The organism is Bacillus sp. J41TS8, from assembly GCF_018333035.1.
In the GTDB taxonomy this organism is placed as follows: domain Bacteria; phylum Bacillota; class Bacilli; order Bacillales; family Bacillaceae; genus Bacillus; species Bacillus paralicheniformis.
Map to the genome: position 1 here is coordinate 58,736 of NZ_BORF01000006.1, position 21,063 is coordinate 79,798.

The following is a 21,063-nucleotide window of genomic DNA, read 5'->3' on the forward strand; positions in this document are numbered from 1 at the left end:
TAACTACATCATAAACAGAAGGATTTAACTTCTTCTTAACCAATTCTTAATTAATTCTTAAATGATTGGAGATGGTTTTGTTTAGGCAGCGAAAAACCAAACGTCGTTTTTTCCCACGGGACGCTCTGTGCCCATATGCGTCCGCGGTTTTTTTCGACGAGCGATTTGGCGATGGCAAGCCCCAGGCCGCTCCCGTCATCAAGGCTTCTCGACCGGTCTCTGCGGTACATTCTATCAAACACGTTTTCAATCTCGCTTTCCGGAATTCCCGGACCTTGATCCCAGATGAGAAGCTGATATTCATGCTCTGATTCCGTCAGTTCGATTCCAAGTACTTTTCCCGCTTTTCCATAGTGAATCCCGTTTCTCACGATGTTTTCGATCACGCGGATCAAGCTGAGACGATCTGCGATAACAAAGCATTTCTTTTCCGGAATCTGCACATTCAAATCAATGTCATGTTTTTTCAGTTCCGGCAAAAAGTCGATCAGCGTTTCCCTAGCGACTTCGGCAAGGTCAAAAAACTCTGTTTTCAACTGGACTTCATTCGCGTCCAATTTCGCCATGTTGAATATTTCATCGATCAATTGCTTGAGGCTGTTGGATTTTTTAGAAAGGATATTGAGATATTCCTGTTTCTCTTCTTCTGAAGAAGCGACCCCGTCTTTTAATGCATCAACATAGCCAATAATTGATGTGAGCGGCGTTCGGATATCATGGGAAATATTAGACAGCAGCCGTTTTCTGGCCGCTTCCGATTTTGCGGCGTTGATTTGAACTTTTTCAAGCTGCTCTATCAATTCGTTAATGGAAAAAATGATTTCATTAAACGGCTGACCGCCTTTCGCCAGCAATCTTCTTCTTAAATTTCCATCCGCCACGCGCTTCAGCTCGGTTTCGATCAGCTTTAAGCGATCGATGAAGCGAAGCCTCATCGTAAACAGCAGCGCGGTAACGGCAAACAGAAAAATAAACAGCATTGTGCTGAAAACCCCAAGGGAAGCCGTTTTCATATAGATGAACAAAAGTGCTGCAATCGCCGCACATTGCAGAATGAGAAGCAGCAGCTTTTTATCGGTCAGCATCTTTCTCACCTACAAACTTATAGCCAATTCCCCAAACGGTTTGAATAAATTGCGGATCGGAAGGGTCCGGCTCTATTTTTTTTCTCAGCCTTCTGATATGCACCATGACCGTATTATCATCTTCTATGTATTGATCGCTCCATGCGTTTCGAAACAGCTGCGTTTTCGTAAATACCTGCCCCGGATTTGAGGCGAAAAATTTCAGCAGTTCAAACTCCTTCGCCGTCAGGGAGATCTCCTGTCCGCCTGCGGTGACCGTATATGTTTTCAAATCGATGGTCAATCCTTTAAATTGAATCAACGATTGTTCATCGGAGCGGCTTTCGCTGCCGAGGACCAAAAAGCGCCTCAGCATGGCTTTGATCCGCGCAAGCACTTCGTTCACGCTGAAGGGCTTTGTTATATAATCGTCAGCACCGATGGACAGTCCTAAAATTTTATCGCCTTCAAGGTCTTTGGCGGTCAGCATCAGGATCGGAACATTCGTATGATTCCTCATCCTTCTGCAAACCTCGATGCCGTCGATTTTCGGCATCATCACATCCAATATCACGAGGTGGTAATGGTTTTGTTCAAACAGCCTTAACGCATCTTCTCCGTCAACTGCCACGTCAACCTCATAACACTCTCTTTTTAAATAGGTTTTCAATAAATCTCTGATTTCTTTTTCATCATCCGCTATGAGCACTCGAATGGCTTCCACTTGGTTCACCCGCTTTTATTTTGTCTTGATAGATATTCACACCGCAGCACCCGCTGCTGCTTGTTTTTTGAAATATTTCCTCTCTTTTCTTTGCCTTTCATTATAACAGAGACTTGATAAGGCAAACAAAAGGCACCCTGAAAAGGATGCCGTTTTGTTCATATTTTGACAGTCTTATTGATGATATCATGGATCAATCTTGCATTTCTTTCAAGAATGTCGGGATGGGACTTGGAGATCATTTGCATATGGGTTCCGGCTCCTTGAACGACTGTAAAGGTTTTGGACGTCGCTTTTTCCCACATCATCATATTTTCACCCCGCTGATTGTCGCTTGACTTGATATAGCTGATATGTCCGTCAATTGCGCCGGTTGTGACCGTGTTTTGTATATAGACATAAGACTTCATCACCAAGTCCACTAAATAGTCGCTCAATAATTTCTCTACGTCGCGGTATTTCTCAAGTTCAAATGTTTTGGATATCTCTTCTCTGTATTCCTCCTCTGTGAACTGATGTTTCTCGGCTTTTGTCCGATATTTTGAATCGATGATGATCAAATCCTCGACTTCATATCCTTGCCGGTTCAATTCTTTCGCCACATCAAATGCCAGGATTCCGCCGGATGAATAGCCGATTAATGTGTATGGCCCTTCACCTTGAATGTTTTTAATGATATCCGCGTATTTTCGAATCCTGTTTGCGGATGGAATGAAGTTGAAGCTGTACACCGAATGCTGCTTTAGATGTTTGGCCAAGCCCATGTAGGCAATGCCCATCGACGCGGCCGGCGGGAAGCAGAACAGGTTTTTGCCGCCTTCTTCCGCCCTGGTCAGCTGCATGCAATCATCTGTGTAGTCTTTCAGCAGGTCTTGTGCATGCTTCAGAAAATCAGACAGCTCTTTAATGGTCGGCTTGGAGAAAATGTCCTTAAACGGAACTCTGAAGCCAAGCTCTGCATATAGCCTAGAGACAAATGACATGACGTTTAAAGAATTCGCCCCGATATCGAATATGTTGGCGTTGATGCCAATCTGTTCGATATTCAGGATGTCTTCCCAAATGGCGGCCATTTTTTCTTCAAGTTCGTGTCTTGGAGGCTCGTATTCCAGTAAAGCGCCCGCGCTTCGATCTGGCTCTGGAAGGGCCTTCAAGTCGACTTTTCCGTTTGGTGTCAGCGGCAGCTCATCAAGCTTCAGCAAATAGGACGGCACCATATATTCCGGAAGCTCCTTCGCCAAAAACGTTTTGATGTCTTTCTGTGTGATGTCTCTTTCGGAAACGACGTATGCGCAAAGAACTTGATCGTTGTTTTGATCTGTTTTGGCGGCAACCGCCGCTTCTTTTATATCGCTGTGCCTTAACAATTGATGCTCGATTTCGCCAAGTTCGATCCGGTAGCCCCGAATCTTGACTTGGTGATCGATCCGGCCCAGATACTCAATATGTCCATCCGGCCTCATCTTCGCAAGATCTCCTGTGCGATACATTCTTTCACCCGGTAAAAACGGATTTGGCAGGAATTTTTCAGACGTCAGCTCCGGTTTGTTCAAATAGCCTTTTGCGACTCCGTCTCCGCTGATATACAGCTCTCCGGCAATTCCGACCGGCTGCACTTCCTGACGCTCATCCAAAATATAGAGCTGGACATTGGAGGCCGGCTTGCCGATCGGGACAGAAACTTGGCGGTCCCATCCGGCATCATATTGATAGATCATACAGCCGACAACCGTTTCGGTCGGACCGTATTCATTGTAGATTTCAATGTTGTGATGAAATCTCTCCGTGATTTCTTTGGCCAGTTCCGTTTTTAAATCTTCCCCGCCGACGATCAGGCGTTTGATGCTTGATCCGCTGGCATCCATGTCTTTGACAAGGCTTAAATGAGACGGGGTTAATTTGACAATCCCGGCTTTTTGGTCTCTGAACACTTTTCGAATCAGCGGTTCTCCGTCCTCGCTATGCCGATACACAATCACCCGATTGCCTGAGATTAACGGCGTAAATATCGATGTCACCGTTAAATCAAAGGCAATGGATGAGTAGAGGGCAAAATCGAGCTGTTCGCCTTGGACATATACACGGTCAGCCCAGGTAATATAGTTGACCAGCCCTCTTTGCCTGATCATCACCCCTTTTGGTTTGCCTGTAGAACCTGACGTGTAGATGATATATGCAAGGCTGTCGGCGTTACCCGCCGGTTCCAGATTGTCAGCCGGATAACTGCTGAAATCTCCGGTTAATTCGACGGCTTCTTGATGAAGTGTGCCCAAGTCCTGCTTGTGATCCGCAAGGATGATGGCCGCGCCGCTGTCTTCAAGCATATACTTGATCCTTTCTTCCGGATAATCGGGATCAATCGGCAAATAGGCTCCTCCGGCTTTCAAAATCCCCATGATTCCGACCACCATTTCCGGTGAGCGTTCTGCCATGATGGCGACAATCGTATCCGCTTTGACCCCTTTGTCCCTGAGGTATCTGGCAAGCTGATTTGATTTTTCATTGAGCTCACGGTATGTCAGTTTGTCATTTCCTGAGACAACCGCAGCAAGCTCAGGGGTTTTTTCGGCTTGTTCCTCAAACAGCCGGTGAATCGTCTGATTCGGATATTCCGCTTTCGTGTCATTCCATTCGTACAACAGCCTGTTTCTTTCAGCTTCGGAAAGGACTGTGATATCGTTTAATGACTGATCTTCATGTTGGACGACCTGTTCCATCACTTGTTGAAGGTGTCCTTTGATACCGGCGATGATGTGGTCATGATAGATATTTCCGTCATAAGTCAATTTGATGACCAAACGTTCGCCCGGGACTGCCACAATATTAAATCCGTAATTTGTTTGTTCTTCGGCGTGAATTTCTTCAAAGACAAAACCGGCACCGCGTTTGCCGCTTGTCTCAAATGCACTCTGATCAACCGCGTAATTTTCGAAAATCAGGATATGATCCAGCAGCTCTCTTTTTAATTCACTGAGCGACTGTACTTCCGACAAATTCATGTCATGATATGTCCTGCCTTCCAAAGCCTGTTCCTGAACGCTTTTGATGAGTTCCTTAAAGCTTTGGCTTTTGTCCAGTCTAATTCTCGTCGGTACAGTGTTGATGAATAATCCGACCATTTTTTCAATTCCGGTTACTTGTGCATCCCTTCCGGAAATGACTGTACCGAATACGACATCATCCGTTTGATTGTATCTTGCCAAAAGCATTCCCCAAATGCATTGTAAAACGGTATGGAAGGTGACATTGTTACGGCTGGCAAGTTCTGTGATCCGGCCGGTCAATTGTTCCGGGAATTCGATGACGGCCTCTTTTCGCTTATATTTCGCATGTCCGGAAGAACCCGCCAAAACCGAAATCGGCGATTTTTCGGTAAAGCCTGATAAATAGTTTCTCCAGTACGCTTTTGCAGCTTCTTTATCCTGTTGCTGTAGCCACCCGATATAATCGCTGTACGGTCTTGCCTCTTCAAGCCGGTGTTTTTGCCTGGCTTCTTTCATATGATACATGTGGAACAGCTCTCCCATAATGATTCCCCGGGACCAGCCGTCAAGCAGAATATGGTGGTTTGTCCATATGAACGTATAACTGTCATCCCCGGTTCTCATCAGCGCGGCTCTGATCAATGGTTCGCTGTTTAAGCGAAAACCTTTCTCCCGATCTGCTTTGCGATACGCTTGAATCACTTGCTCTCGTTCCGCCGGACTCTGCTTTCGCAAGTCATGATAGTCAAGATTGATCTTTCTGTCCTTGATGATCACATTCCTTGGTTCATCCGTTATTTCATACTCAATAGAGGCCCTTAGAATCTCGTGTCTTTCCATGATGTCATTGAAGGTTTCTGCAAATAGACGCTCATCGATCAAACCTTTCATATTGATGGCCATTTGTTCAAAGTACGCCTGTGATTCCTTGTCTTCGAGCGCGTGGAACAGCATGCCCCTTTGCATGTTGGCAAGCGGATAGATTTTTTCGATTTCCATCCCTTTATATTTCAGTTTGATTTCCTCAAGCTGATCTAAGCTGATGCCTTTGTCTCCGTAATCGGACGGCGTTTTTTCCGTCTCTTCTCGTTCCGCGCAGTGGCGAATGACCGCTTTAAGAGCTTCTTTATAGTTTTGAGCAAAAGCTCTGACGACGTCTTCACTGTACGCTCTTGTGTTATAGGTCGTTTGAATGGCCAGTTTTCCCCTGAAGACCACCGCATTGATTTCGAGCGGATGTTCTCTTGTGATGCCCTTTCCGGCTGCTTCTCCCGGCGAGAGATGTGATGAAGAAAATTCTCCGCTGTTGATGTCTTCATCAAGCTGCCCCAAGTAATTGAACAGGATTGGAGATGCTGCGCCTTTAGCGATCTCACTGTCCCGAGTAAGATACTTTAAAATTCCGTAGCCGATGCCTTTGTTCGGCACGTTTCGCAAGTGCTCTTTCACCATTTTAATCGTTCTGGACATGTCTGTTTCTTGTCCCAGATCGATGAATACCGGGTATTTCGAGGTAAACCATCCGACCGTTCTGCTGATGTCGATGCCATCAGCCACCTGTTCTCTTCCATGCCCCTCCAGCGTGATTCTTAATTGATTTTGCCCGTTCATATCCCTTGCCGCCACCAGAAGCGCTGTGATCAGAATATCGTTGATTTCGGTATGATAAGCTCGGTTTGTTTCTCTTAAAAGCCGCTTCGTCTCCTCTTTTTCGAGTTCCGTGCTGAATGTCCGGCTGTCCTCAACTTTGAAGGCTCCGGCATTTTCATTCATATCCAGGAATTCGACGCCCTCAGCTATAGCCTTCAGCCAATACTGTTTTTCACTAAGCAGTTTGACGGATTTTGCATATTCCGCTATGTGCCGCGCATATGCTTGGTAGGAAGCCGTTTTCGGATAAAATTCGACTTTTTCTCCATTCGCTAGCTGGCTGTACCCGATCGCCAAATCTTCAAATAATATTCTCCAGGAGATCCCGTCGACCACAAGGTGATGGATGATGATCAGCAGGTGATCCCCATTATTCGTTTTGAAGAGCGCCAGTTTGACCAAAGGGCCGGTTTCAATATCGATGCTTTGCTGAAGCTCCGTGGCCAATTGGTACACTTTCTGAGGCTGGTCGTTTTCGCTCGAGACATCATAGACAAATAGGTCAAACAGCTGTTTGTCCGGTCCCCGGTTGTACTGAATGATCTTTCCGTCTTCTTCTGTAAACACCGTCCGGAGTGCATCGTGATGTTTGATGATTTCTTTGAACACACGTTTGACGATGCTCTCGTCGAATCCGTTTTTCCGATAAAGCATAACCGCATGGTTGTAATGGTTCCTGTCCGTTTTGTTCAACGAGAAATACTCTTGTTGAATCGGGGTCAAGAGAACCTCGCCCTCTACCGTTTCATATGATGCTGATTTATCAGATTCGGCTTTGACATATCGGCTCAAAGACTTGATTTGCGGATTTGCAAACAGATCTTTCATTTCTAGTGACAGGCCTTCTCTTGATAATCTTGAGATCATTTGCAGCGCTTTGATGGAATCGCCGCCTGCTGCAAAAAAGTGATGAGTGATCCCGATCTTGTCAATGCCAAGTACTTCTTCCCATATTTGAACAAGCTTTTCTTCCGTCTCGTTCCGCGGCGGTTCGTATTCCGTCTCTTTTCCCGGCTGCGGTTCAGGCAATGCGGCCGTATCGATCTTTCCGTTGGCTGAAAGCGGCATCTTCTCAATTTGGACAAATGAAGACGGAATCATATATTCTGGAAGCTCATGCATCAGATACGTCCTGATGTCCTCGAACGGCAATTCGGCGTCTGCTGTGAAATAGGCGCACAGCTGTTTTGCACCTTTATGGTCTTCCCTTGCAGCAATAAAGGCTTCCTTGATATCATCATGAGCCAACAGCCTGTTTTTGATTTCTTCCGGTTCTATTCTGTAGCCCCTTACCTTCACTTGGGTATCTATCCGGCCTGCAAGTTCGATATTTCCATCGCTCAGCCTTCTGGCGAGATCCCCTGTCCTGTACATTTTTGTATGCGGTGCAAACGGGTTTTCGATGAATTTTTCTTTCGTTTCATCCGGTCTGTTGACATAGCCTCCTGTCACTCCGGCTCCTGCGATGCAGAGCTCTCCGTACACACCTTCCGGAAGCAGCTTCATGTTTTCGTCCAGCACATATGCATTCGTATTATGAATCGGGGTGCCGATCACCGGACATTCTTTGAAAGAATCGAGGTGTTCCGGGTCGATCACTTTAAAGACTGAGCCGATTGTCGTTTCCGTCGGGCCATAATGATTCATGACTACATGATCCGGATATTGGTTGTAAAATGTCTCAACATCCCTTGTATTGATCATCTCCCCGCCCAAGACGACCAGCCTGAGAGTGGCGCAAGGTTTTTCGGCGGAAAAGCCCGGATCATTGACAAAAATGTTAAACAGAGACGGCGTCAGTTTGATATAGGTGATGCCGTTTTCTTTGATATACTTTAAAGCCCGGTGCGCATTTGTATAGCATTCTTTTCGTGCGATATGCAGTTCGCTTCCGCTTAACAGTGCCGAAAAGATGCTCGTATAGCCCAAATCGAACGCATATGAGGACACAAGCATGGCTTTGTCGTTTTCTGTAAGACCAGCTTCCTTCATAAACCATGTTGTATAATTCACCACATTCCCGTGTCTGACAAATACGCCTTTCGGCTTTCCGGTGGAGCCTGATGTGTATATAATATATGCATTCTGATCGGCTGAACCCGATGCAGACAGGTTTGACGCGACCTTCGCATCAATCAAACCGTCGGCAACATTGACGATTTCTCCAGCGAACGCGACGTTTTCTTTGACAGAGCCTTTGACAAGCAATATTGCGGCTCTGCTGTCACTTAAAATCTCATTCGTCCGTTTGGCCAATTGCTCCGGCTCGATCGGCACGTAAGCGGCTCCGGCTTTCAGTACCGCCAGCATGGAAATGATCATCTCAAGCGATGGTTCAATCATGATCGCCACAGGCTGATCGGCGTCTGCTCCTTTGTCTCTCAAAAGCCGCGCCAATTGGTTTGCTCTTTCGTTCAGTTCCCTGTACGTCAGCTTTTCATCCGCATAGACCACCGCTGTTTGCTCCGGCGTTTTGTCAGCCTGCTGCTCAAACAGCTGATGAACCGTTTGATCTTGAGGATAATCGGCTTGTTTTCCTTGATTTTGATCCAAGAGCGCGTTCATTTCTTCATCTGACAGCATGTTGACGTCGCTCAACGGCATGTGCGGATCGTTTGCCGCTTCCTTTAAAATATTGATCAAATGGCCCGCCATTCTTTCAATCGTCGATCGCTTAAACAATTTTGTACTGTAGTTGAAAACACATTGAATGCCTTCATTTGTCTCAGCGGCTGTCAGCGTCAAATCAAATTTTGAGATGTTCACCTCGGTTTGGAGCGGCTGGAAGGTCAAGCCGTCGATGTCCGCTTCATCGCCGTCGAAGTTTTGCAGAACAAGCATGGTATCAAACAGCGGGTGTCTGCTCATATCCCGTTTGACATCAAGTTTTTCAACCAGTTCATCAAATGGATAGTCTTGATTTTCATAAGCTTTCAGCGCCGTTTCTTTCACTTCTTTTAAATAGTCGGCAAATGGCATGTCTCCTTTTGGATGGTTCCTCATCGCCAGCGTGTTGATAAACAGTCCGATGACATGTTTCAAATCGCTGTGATGCCTTCCCGCGATCGGTGAGCCGACAACGATATCCTCCTGGCCTGTATACTTCGCCAAGAGCGTTGTATATCCCGCCAAAAGCAACATATACATCGTCGCGCCGTTCTCTTTCGCCAGTTTGTTCAGCATGGCGGACGTTTCGCCGTCTATTTCAAACTGAACGATATCTCCTTCAATCGAACGCTTTTGCGGACGTTTTTCATCCGCCGGCAAATTCAGCACCGGCACTTCACCTTGAAAAACGTTGAGCCAGTAGTCTTCCTGGCGTTTAACCTCATCTTTTTGATAAAAAAGTTTTTGCCATTCTGAAAAGTCTTTGTACTGAATCGTTAACGGCGGCAATGTTTTCCCCTCATACAACTCGGCCAGCTCTCTTGTGAAAATGGCCATGGATACCCCGTCTGAAATAATATGGTGCATGTCGAGCATCAGTACATGTTCATCGCCACTCGCTTTTAATACTTCCGCTCTTAAAAGCGGCGCTTTTTCCAAAGCAAACGGCTTGATGAACGCTTTGATTTTTTCTTCTAACGGGTCCTGCCCGAGTCGCCCGTACTTCACTTTAAAATCAACTTCTTTTTCGATTTTTTGTACAGGTTCGCCGTCAACCATCACAAAGGCCGTCCTCAAGGCTTCATGTCTTTCTATCAATTGCCGAAAAGCATCCTCGAACCGGTCGACATCAAAATCTCCTGCAATTTTCATGGCGAAAGGCATGTTGTAAGAGAGGCCGCCTGGTTCGATTTGATTAAGGATATACAGCCTTCTTTGTGCGGATGACAATGCGTAATACTCTTTCTCTTCCGCCTGTGTGATGGACGCATACGGGCTTTCTTTCATGGATTCGATAAAATCACCGATGTCTTTAATTGTCGGTGTTTCGAATAGTTGTCTTAAAGGGACTTCAATCTTCATTTCTTTATGCAATTTTGCAGTCAATGCCGCAGCTTTTAAGGAATGGCCGCCAAGTTCAAAGAAATTGTGGCTGATTCCGATGTTTTCGATCCCTAAAACGTCCTCCCAGATTGAGACAAGCTTTTCCTCTGTGCGGTTCCTCGGTGCTTCGTACGTCGCTTCACTGATTGTGCTGCTAGGTTCAGGGAGCGCTTTTCTGTCGATTTTGCCGTTTGCCGTAAGCGGCAATTGATCAAGCTTGACAAAGTATGACGGCACCATGTAATCCGGCAGTTCCTTTAACAAGCATTTTCTGACGTCTGCAACGCCTGCCGCTTTGTCCGCGACGATATATGCGCATAGGTATTTGCCGCCGGCTTGATCTTCCCGCGCCATGACTGCTGCCGCGTCAATGCCTTCGATTTTCAGCAATTGGTTTTCGATTTCGCCCAGTTCGATTCTGAATCCGCGGATTTTGACTTGGTGGTCGATTCTTCCTAAATATTCGATTTGACCATCAGGCAAAAATCTTGCGAGATCCCCCGTCCGGTACATGCTTTCCCCTGGAGCAAACGGGTTTGGAACAAATTTTTCAAGCGTGAGGTCTGGTCTGTTTAAGTATCCGCGGGCAAGGCCTTCCCCGCTCAGACAAAGTTCACCGGGCGTGCCCAACGGCAGCAGCTGCTGGTTGTGATTTAAAATATAAACCTTGTGGTTGCTGATCGGCCGGCCGATGACGACTTTTTCGTCATCTTTTCGCAGCTCGCCCCGCGTTGAGCAAACGCTGTTTTCCGTCGGTCCGTATTCATTAAACAATTTGACGTTCGGCAGCTTTTCAAAATGCTGCCGGATCAGACTTTCATTGAAGCCTTCCCCTGCGACCGTGACAAATCTTAAATCGTCTAAAGGCTGCTCAATCGTGTCGAGCAGGTTTAGATAAAAGCTCGGAACGGCCAGCAAGTTTGTCGCTTTATGCGTTCGCAGCACGCCGATGATCTCACGCGGATTCATCCGTAAATCTCTAATTAAAACCAGCTTCGCCCCAGATATAAGCGTCGTGAAAATATCTTCAACAGAACTGTCGAAAGAAAAGGACGGCACTTGAAGCGTGGCATCGGCTGTACTGTAGCCATACGATTGTTTCCTCCAATAAAGCGTATTGACAATTGATTGATGGTTGACCATGACACCCTTCGGCTTTCCGGTCGAACCTGAAGTATAGATGACATAAGCCATGTCGGAAGAGCCGCTCGTGTGCCCTAAGTTCTCTGCGGCCATGTCTTTTGCCAGCCCTTTTTCGTTCATATCGATACAGGTGAAATCAACGTCAATCTGTTTGTCCGCCTTTTTCAGCAGGATGCTGATGCCGCTGTCTTCGATCATGTACCTGATCCGGTCTTCCGGATATTCGGGATCGATCGGCAAGTATGCGCCTCCGGCTTTCAGCACCGCCAGCATTCCGACGATCATCTCCACAGAACGTTCCGCCATAACGCCGACGATCATGTCAGGTTTGACGCCTTTTTCCCTTAACAGTCCCGCCAGCTGATTTGACCTTTCATTCAATGCTTTGTAAGAAAGCTCCTCCTTTTCAAATACAACCGCAGTATGCCCAGGCGTCCGTTCCGCCTGTTCTTCAAATAATTGATGGATCGTTTTATTCCTTGGATAATCTGCGTTTGTCCGGTTGAACTCATATAGGAGCGTCTTTCTTTCTTCCTCCGCCAGCATGTCAATCTCTGCAATTTTCCGGTTCTCATTTGCCGTCACTTGCTCAGCGACCCTTTTGATATGACCTTCGATATTGTTGATGATATCCCTGTCATAGACATTGCCGTCATATGTCAAAACAAGTGTGAGCTCTTCGCCTGGAGTCACCGACATGCTAAAGCTGTAATTGCTTTGTTCGGCAGCGCTGATCTCATTCACCTTAAAGCCTGTCTTCATTTGACTCTCTTCAAAGTCCTGTTCATCAGCTTCATAGTTTTCAAATACGAGAATATGATCGATCAGATCTTTCTTTAAGCTGCTCAAAGCCTGGACTTCAGCGAGATTCATATAGTTGTAGCGGTTGCTTTGAATCGCATCTTCCTGAACCTTTTGCAAACAATCGTTAAAACGCGCCTGCTCATTGAATCTGATTCTTGTCGGGATGGTGTTGATAAACAGACCGATCATGTCTTCGATTCCGTCTACGTTTGCTTCCCTGCCAGATACGACCGTTCCAAACACGACATCATCGATCTTGTTGTATCTCGTTAGCATCAGGCCCCAAATCGTTTGAATTACCGTATGAAGCGTAACGCTGTTTTTGGCAGCGAGCTCCTTCAATTGTTTTGTCAACTGTTTTGACAAATGGATGACCTTCTCCCGGCGGTCATAGCGGCTGCTTTTTTTGCGTTTTGTTAATGTAGGCAGCTGCGCCTGTTCCTCATACCCTTTCAAATATTCGCGCCAATATTGACGGGCCTCTTCCTGATCCTGTCTTTCAAGCCACTTGATATAATCGCTGTACGGCTTCGTCTCCTTTAATGGACTGGCTTTGCCGTTCATCCGGTTTTCATAGATGACAAACAGCTCGCGCATGATGATGCCAAGGCACCAGCCATCGAGTAAAATATGGTGATGGCTCCAGACAAGCCGGTACGAGCGCTCCGCCGTTTTCAGCAAATAAGCCCTCATCAGTACATCTTTGCTTAAATCAAAGCCTTTTTTTCGATCTTCATTGAGCAATCTTTCAATGAACATTTCCTGTTGCTGGGCGGAGCTTTTCGCGATATTGAAATAGGTGAAATCGATGCTGCGGTTTTCGATGATGATCTGCCTCGGTTCTTCAACGATTTCATATTCATAAGAGGCCCTTAAGATTTCATGCCGTTTCATGATGTCATTAAAGCTTGCCTCAAGAATCGCCGGATCGACATATCCTTCAATATCCATGACCGTCTGCTGAAAATATGCATCTGAGGTATGATCCTCGATGGCATGGAACAGCATACCTTTTTGCATGTTGGCGAGCGGATAGATTTTTTCAATGGCGCTTCTGTATTTTCCTTTGATTTCTTCAAGTTCGGCTAAACTGATATTTGTATCTCCATAATCGGACGGCGTTCGTTCGCTTTCCGTCTGTTGCGTGCAGTGCTTAATGATTTGTTCCAGGCGTTCTTTTAATTGATGATTCAGCCGGCTGATCGTATCTTTTTCGTATTCCATTTGATTAAAGGTTGTATGAATCACCAGCTCATGATTCATCACGATGGCGTTGATTTCGATAGAATGACTTCTCGCAATTTTTCCGCCGATGCTTTCCCCTTCGGAAAAGCTGGAGCCGGAAAATTCGCCGCGGTTCATGTCGGCATCGATCTCGCCTAAATAGTTAAATGAAATCCGGGCTTTTTCTTCGTTGGTGAAATCCGGGTCTTCAGCCATATACTTTAATAGCCCGTAGCCGATTCCTTTATTCGGTATTTTTCTCAACGTTTCTTTGACCATTTTGATCTGTTGGGAGAGGGCTTTTTCTTCTCCTGCATCAAGAAGCACCGGATACATCGTCGTAAACCAGCCGATTGTTCTCGTGATGTCAACGCCTTCTAAAATATCTTCCCTGCCGTGGCCTTCCATCATGACCTTCAGTTTGTTTTCACCTGTGATGTCCCTTGCTCCGGTCAGTAATGCCGTTAACAAAATATCGTTGATTTCGGTATTGTAGGCTCTGTTCGTGTTTCGCAAAAGGTCCGCTGTTGCCTCTTTGCCGAGCTTGATGCTCAACGTCGTGCTGTTTTCGTATACATCTTCCTTTAATACGTTCTTTGGCGGAATAAACCGGACACGAGCCTTGGCAATGTTCCGCCAATACTCGGCTTCCTTCGATAATGTTCGGCTGTGGGCGTATGCTTTTAACCTGCGGGCGAATTCTTGATAGGAATCCGTTTTGTAGCCGATCTCGAGCGTTTGCCCCTTTAATGCCTGACTGTACAATGTTTCGAAGTCCTCAAACAGAATTCTCCACGATACACCGTCGACGACAAGGTGATGGATTACAATGAGCAGGTGGTCGCCCTCATCAGCCCGGAAGATGCCGAGATGAACAAGTTTTCCTTTTCTAATCGATGATAGTTTTTGAATGCTCGTCGCCAGCTCATATACCTTTTCCGCTTGACGATCAAGACCTCTTACATCATAAACATCCAGGTCGAACAGATCTTCCCGAAAGCTTCTGTTGTACTGAATGAAGTCCCCGCCTTTTTCTTCATAGATCATCCTTAACGCGTCGTGCTGCTCCATTATTTTATTGAAAGCCTTTTTGACACAGCTTTCGTCAAATCCGCCCTTTCTGAAGAGCACAAATGACTGGTTAAAGTGATCCAGTTCTTCTTTGTTATTAGCAAAATACCATTTTTGGATCGGAGTGAGTTCTGCATGTCCCGTGACGATTGTATTGGCATTTTTCCTCTGTGATTGTTTTTTAACATATTTGGCAAGATCCTTGATTCTCGGATTGGCGAACAAATCCTTCATTTCAAGCTTCAGGCCAAGCCTGGACAGCCTTGAGACGATTTGCAACGCCTTGATCGAATCTCCTCCTGCTGCAAAGAAGTGATGGCTGATACCGATGTCTCCGGCACCGAGAACATCCCTCCAGATGTCAACGAGCTTAGCTTCTGTGTCATTCCGCGGCGCTTCGTATACCGCTCCTGTGGCGACATGTCTGTCAGGTGCAGGAAGGGCTTTTCGATCGACTTTATCGTTTGATGTGAGCGGCAGCTTATCAAGTCTGACAAAATAAGCCGGAATCATATAGTGAGGAAGCTCTTTTTCGAGCCATTCACTGATCTCGGTTGATGTCCAGTCTTCTTTGGAGACGATATAAGCGCACAAATAATCGCTGTGGTCATCGTCCTTCCTGGCTATAACCGCCGCTTCGTCGATTTTGTCAAGCTTGAGCAATTGATTCTCAATTTCCCCCAGTTCAATCCGGTATCCGCGAATTTTCACCTGATGGTCTATTCTTCCTAAAAACTCGAGATGTCCATCAGGCAGCCATCTGGCCAGATCACCCGTCCGGTACAATCTTTCCCCTGATGCAAACGGATGTGAAATAAACTTTTCGGCTGTCAGTTCCGGCCGGTTTAAATACCCGCGCGCAAGGCTCATTCCGCCGACGCACAGCTCTCCAACAACGCCTGTCGGCACAGGCTTCTGGTTTTGATCCAATACATATACGTTTGTATTGGCAATCGGACTGCCGATATGAGGACGACCGGATCCTTCGTAAATCCCCGCCGTTGCACAGACCGTCGTTTCCGTCGGTCCGTAGGCATTGATAAACAGCCGATTTCCGGACCATCTTTTTGCGAGTTCTTCGCTGCAGGCAGAGCCCGCGGAAACGATTACTTTGAGGTTTTCCAATCCGGATTCATCCAACACATTCAGTACGGTCGGCGGCAAGGTCGCATGAGTGATGTTATACTGCCTTAGAAAGCTTGTTAACGGCTGCCCCGGCATCATTTCCTCCTGCCGTCCCAACACTAAAGCCGACCCGGCTGCCAGCGCCGGAAAGATTTCAAATGCTGACGCATCAAATGATAGTGAAGCAAATTGAATCACTCTGCTGCCCGTGTTTAAATGCATCAATTTGACAACCGCTGAAACGAGATTGCTCAGCCCTTTTTGTTCGATTAAGACGCCCTTCGGTTTTCCTGTGGACCCTGAAGTATAGATGATGTAAGCCAAATCCCCGCTGCGGCTGACAGGCTCCAATTGAGCCGCATCCTGTGCGGCAATTTGCTTGTCGTGAATATCAATGTTGATCATGTCGGCCTCTTTGATAAAGGCCCGTTTTTTGATGAGCGCCTCTTCCGACAGAAGAAACTTTGTTTGGCTGTCGCCCAGGATGTATTTGATCCTGTCTTCAGGATATGCCGGATCAAGCGGCAGGTACGCGCCTCCGGCCTTCAAAATTCCCAGAAGGCCGATGATCATCTCGGGAGAGCGGTCCACCATGATGCCGACGGCTGTGTCCGGTTGAACCCCTTTTTCTCTTAAAAACCGGGCCAGCTGATTTGACCTCTCATGCAATTGTCGATATGTCAGCGTTTGATCTTCAAACACGACCGCGGTTTTGTCAGGCGATGTCTCCGCCCGCTCCGCAAACAGCTGGCAAATGGTTTTGTCTGTTGGAGCATCCGTTTTCGTATCATTAAACCGATATAGCAATGTGTTTTTTTCGTCTTCTGACATGGCCTCTATTTGATCAAGCCGCTTGTCCGTCCGTTTGGAAATGTCTTCTAAAACACGGACGAAATGCGCCGCCATCCTTTCGACCGTTTCTCTTTTAAACAGCTTTGTACAGTATTCCAAATCAAATTCTATCTTCGAGTCTTTTTCGATTGCCGATAAAGTAAGGTCAAATTTTGAAATATGGATGTCGCTTTCAAACGGTTCAAATGTGAGCCCTTCTATTTCAGCATCCGCTTTTTCCAGGTTTTGCAGGACAAACATCGTATCAAACAGCGGATTTCTGCTCATGTCGCGTTCAAGGTCAAGCTGTTCGACAAGATCATCAAATTGATAATCTTGGTTTTCATATGCCTTCAGCGCCGTCTCTTTTACATCTTGCAAATATTCAGCGAATGTCTTGTCGCCTTTCGGATGATTTCTCATCGCCAGCGTATTGACAAACATCCCGATCACATGTTTCAGCTCGTGATGTTTTCTTCCTTGAATCGGCGTTCCGATAATCACATCTTCCTGTCCGCTATATGTTCGAAGCAAAACCGTATACGCCGCCAGAAGAAGCATATACATGGTGGCTCCATTGTCTTTGGCGATCCGCTTGAGCTTCTTCGTCAATTCGCCGTCGATTGCAAAACCGATTCTATCGCCTTCAACACTGTGCATTTGCGGCCTCGGGTAATCCGTCGGCATGTTGAGGACTGGAATCTCGCCTTTGAAAATATTGAGCCAGTACTCTTTTTGCCTTTTCATCTCATCTTTTTGATAAAAATCCCTTTGCCATTCTGAATAGTCTTTATATTGGAGGCTGAGCGGCTTCAGTTCTTTTCCGCCGTACAAATCGCAAATTTCTTTTGTCAAAACCCCCATCGATGCACCGTCTGAAATGATATGGTGCATATCAAACAGAATGATATGTTCCTCGTCATCAACCTTGACCACCTCTGTTCTAAAAAGCGGGGCCTTTTTTAAATCAAACGGTCTGACAAATTGTTTGATGATCTCCTGAATCGATAGAGACTCTATTTTGCTGCATTTGATGCTGAAATCTACTTCTTTTTCAATCTTTTGAACAGGCTCTCCATCCGCCATCAAGAAGGACGTTCTAAGCGCTTCATGTCTTTGAATGATGGTTTTCAATGCGTTCTCAAACCTGCGGATATCGAAGCGGCCCTTGACTTTCATAGTAAAGGGGATGTTATAGGACAATCCGCTCCCTTCGATTTGATCTAAAATGTATAGTCTTTTTTGTGCGGATGAAAGACGATAGTATTCTTTTTCTTCCACTTTTTGAATAGATGAATAGACACTATCTTTTGTCGATCTGATATATTCTCCCAATCCTTTGATTGTCGGCGTTTTAAAGATTTGCCCAAGAGGGATTTCCGCTTTCAGCTCCTTGCGGATTCTTGCCGCCATTGCAGCCGCTTTGAGAGAATGTCCCCCCATCTCGAAGAAATGATCGTTGATACCCGATTTTTCCACCTTTAAAATATCCCGCCAAATTGCTGCCAGCTTTTCTTCCGTTTCATTTCGCGGCGCTTCATATTCGTTTTCCGCCCCCGCCGTTCTGTCCGGCTCAGGCAGGGCTTTTCTGTCCACTTTCCCGTTTTTGGTGAGCGGCAGCTTGTCCATTTTCACGAAATAGGCGGGGATCATATATTCCGGAAGCTTTTCACCTAAAAATCCTTTCAGCTCATCAAGAGAAATCTCGCGATTTGCCGTGATATAGGCGCAAATGTACGGGCGGCTCTCTTCGTCTTCCCTGACGGTGACGATTGTCTCATTGATGTCTTCATGCATCTCCAGCCGGCTTTCGATTTCGCCAAGTTCGATCCTGAAGCCGCGGATTTTCACCTGGTGGTCGATTCGGCCGATGAATTCGATGTTGCCGTCAGGCAGCCATTTCGCTAAATCGCCCGTCTTGTACAGCCTTTCTCCCGGAATGAACGGATGCGGGATGAATTTTTCCGCCGTCAGTTCCTCGCGGTTTAAATATCCTTTGCTTAAGCCATCGCCTGCGATGCACAGCTCTCCGGGAACCCCGATCGGCAGGAGCTTGCCGGCTTCATCCATGATCAAGACCGACGTATTCGCCAGCGGGCTGCCGATCGGAATCGTTTCCGCCTCATCGTCTATCTCGTTGATGAAATAATATGTCGCATATACCGTGCTTTCTGTCGGGCCGTAAACATGAATCAATTTATCCCGGCCGACATGATTCAGCACTTTTCTTACATGCGGTATCGACGCTCTTTCCCCGCCGAAGAGGATTTTTCGCAGCTTGGCAAGGCAGCCGATATTGATGTCGGCGAGCGTATTGAACAGCGCCGTGGTAATGAACATCACACTGACTTGTTCTTTTTTTATCACTTCGGCCAGCTCATGTGTATTCAAGACCGTCTCTTTTTCGATCAGGACGAGTGAGGCTCCGTTTAATAAAGCGCCGAAGATGTCGAACACCGATCCGTCAAACGAATAATTGGACAGTTGGAGGATGGCGTCATCTTCTGTGATGTCGATATAATTGGTGTTTTTAACGACTCTTGCCGCACTGTAATGCGGGGTGACAACGCCTTTTGGCATTCCCGTAGATCCTGATGTGTAGATGATATAGGCGGTATCGCCGGAATCATTGACAGAACTGAGCCGTTCTTTACTGAATCCGTCCGCCACTCCTTTATCCAGATGAATGATGTCAGCCTCACAGTCAATTCCATCTGCCGCTTTTCCTTGCGCAAGCAGCACCCCGGCTTTCGTGTCGCTGAGCATGAAGGCTATTCTGTGTTTAGGCGTTTCAGGGTCAATTGGCAGATAAGCGCCGCCCGCTTTTAAAATCCCGATGATGCCGATGATCATCTCGAAGGAGCGGTCCGCGATGATCGCGGCAATCGAGCCTCTGCCGATCCCTTTTTCTCTGAGGAGCCTCGCGGTTTGGTTTGCTTTCTCATTCAGCTCTCTGTAGGTCATGCGCTGAGCACCGAACACAAGAGCCGTATGGTCAGGCGTCTTCATGGCCTGTTCTTCAAAGAGCTCATGAAGCGGCTTGTCTTTCGGGTAACCCGTTTTTGTATCGTTGAATGTGTGTAAAATCCTGTGTTGTTCTTCTTTTGACACAAGGTTGATGTCTCTTAATGTTTGTGTCTCATCTTCCGCCACTTGTTCTGCGACGGTAATGATATGCTTTTCTAATGTTTCGATGATGGTGGTGTCATATACATTTTCATCATAGATGAAGAGCAGTTTTAATTGATCGTCAAGAGCTGCGGAAATGCTGAAATGGTAATTGGTCTGTTCTTCCCCGCTGACATTCACCATTTCAAAACCTACATCATTTTTTTCTTCAAACGCTTTTTGGTCAACGGCATAGTTTTCAAAGACCATGACATGGTCGATCAAATCGTTTTTCAACTCGCTTAGCGCTTGAACCTCCGCTAAATTCATATAATTGTAGCGGCTGCTTTCCAAAGCGTCGGCTTGGGTTTGGCGCAGAACATCTTTAAAAAGCTTGTCTTTGTCCAGCCTGATTCTGGTCGGGATGGTGTTGATGAAGACGCCGACCATTGTTTCTATACCTTCCACTTCGGCATCTCTGCCGGAAACAACGGTTCCGAACACCACATCCTCGCTGTTGTTGTATTTCGCCAAAATCACGCCCCAAATGCTTTGCAGCACGGTATTGATCGTTACATGATTCCGGTTGGCCAATTTAATCAGGCGATTTGTCAATTCTTTGGAACATTCAATCGTTTTCTCTCTTCTTTTAAACCCCGTCTCAGAAGGTGTGCGGAGCTTTGGAAGCGAATTTTTTTGATCATAGCCGCTCAAATAGCTCTCCCAATAGCTCTGAGCTTCTTCTTTATCCTGATCCTCCAGCCATTTGATGTAATCGCTGTACGGCCTCGGGTCTTCCAATTGATGATTTTGGCCTTTCCGCTTCATTTCATATATCGTCAACAGCTCATCCAGGATGATGCCAAGGCACCATCCGTCAAGCAATATGTGATGATACGTCCAGACAAATTGATACGAATCGTCAGACATTCTGATGAGACAGGCTCTCATCAACGTATCTTTGGCTAGGTCAAAACCCTTTTGTCTATCTTCTGCCAAATATCTTTCCAAAACGCCGTCTTGATCATGCCGGCCTCGTATATCAAGATAGTCAAACTTCATGTGCCGATCTTTGATAATGACGTGCAGCGGCTCATCCAATCTATGATGAAATGATGCTCTTAGGATCTCATGCCTTTTCATGACTTCATTTAGGCTTTCTTCAAACATCCGCTCATCCACATCACCTTTTAATTCAATGATGAACTGCTCAAAATATGCGTGTGACGCTTCGTCTTTCATGGCATGAAACAGCATTCCTTTTTGCATGTTTGATAACGGATATATTTTCTCAACTTTTGTTTTCATATCGTCATCTCATCTCCTAGAATTCCTTTTGTTTTCA

The 21,063-nt window shown here is 46.3% G+C and carries 3 protein-coding genes; all 3 read right to left on the bottom strand.

Annotated elements, in window-relative coordinates; genetic code table 11:
* Positions 1-50: 50 nt before the first annotated feature.
* Positions 51-1,085, bottom strand: a complete 1,035-nt coding sequence (locus KI350_RS10260) for a sensor histidine kinase (protein ID WP_020452075.1) — start codon at positions 1,083-1,085, stop codon at positions 51-53.
* A complete protein-coding gene (locus KI350_RS10265) occupies positions 1,072-1,788 on the bottom strand; it encodes a response regulator transcription factor (protein WP_020452076.1) in 717 nt (238 codons plus the stop codon). Before KI350_RS10265 ends, KI350_RS10260 begins: the two co-directional genes overlap by 14 nt.
* 158 nt (positions 1,789-1,946) lie before the next feature.
* Positions 1,947-21,026, bottom strand: a complete 19,080-nt coding sequence (gene bacC, locus KI350_RS10270) for a bacitracin non-ribosomal peptide synthetase BacC (protein ID WP_212930476.1) — start codon at positions 21,024-21,026, stop codon at positions 1,947-1,949.
* Positions 21,027-21,063 lie beyond the last annotated feature (37 nt).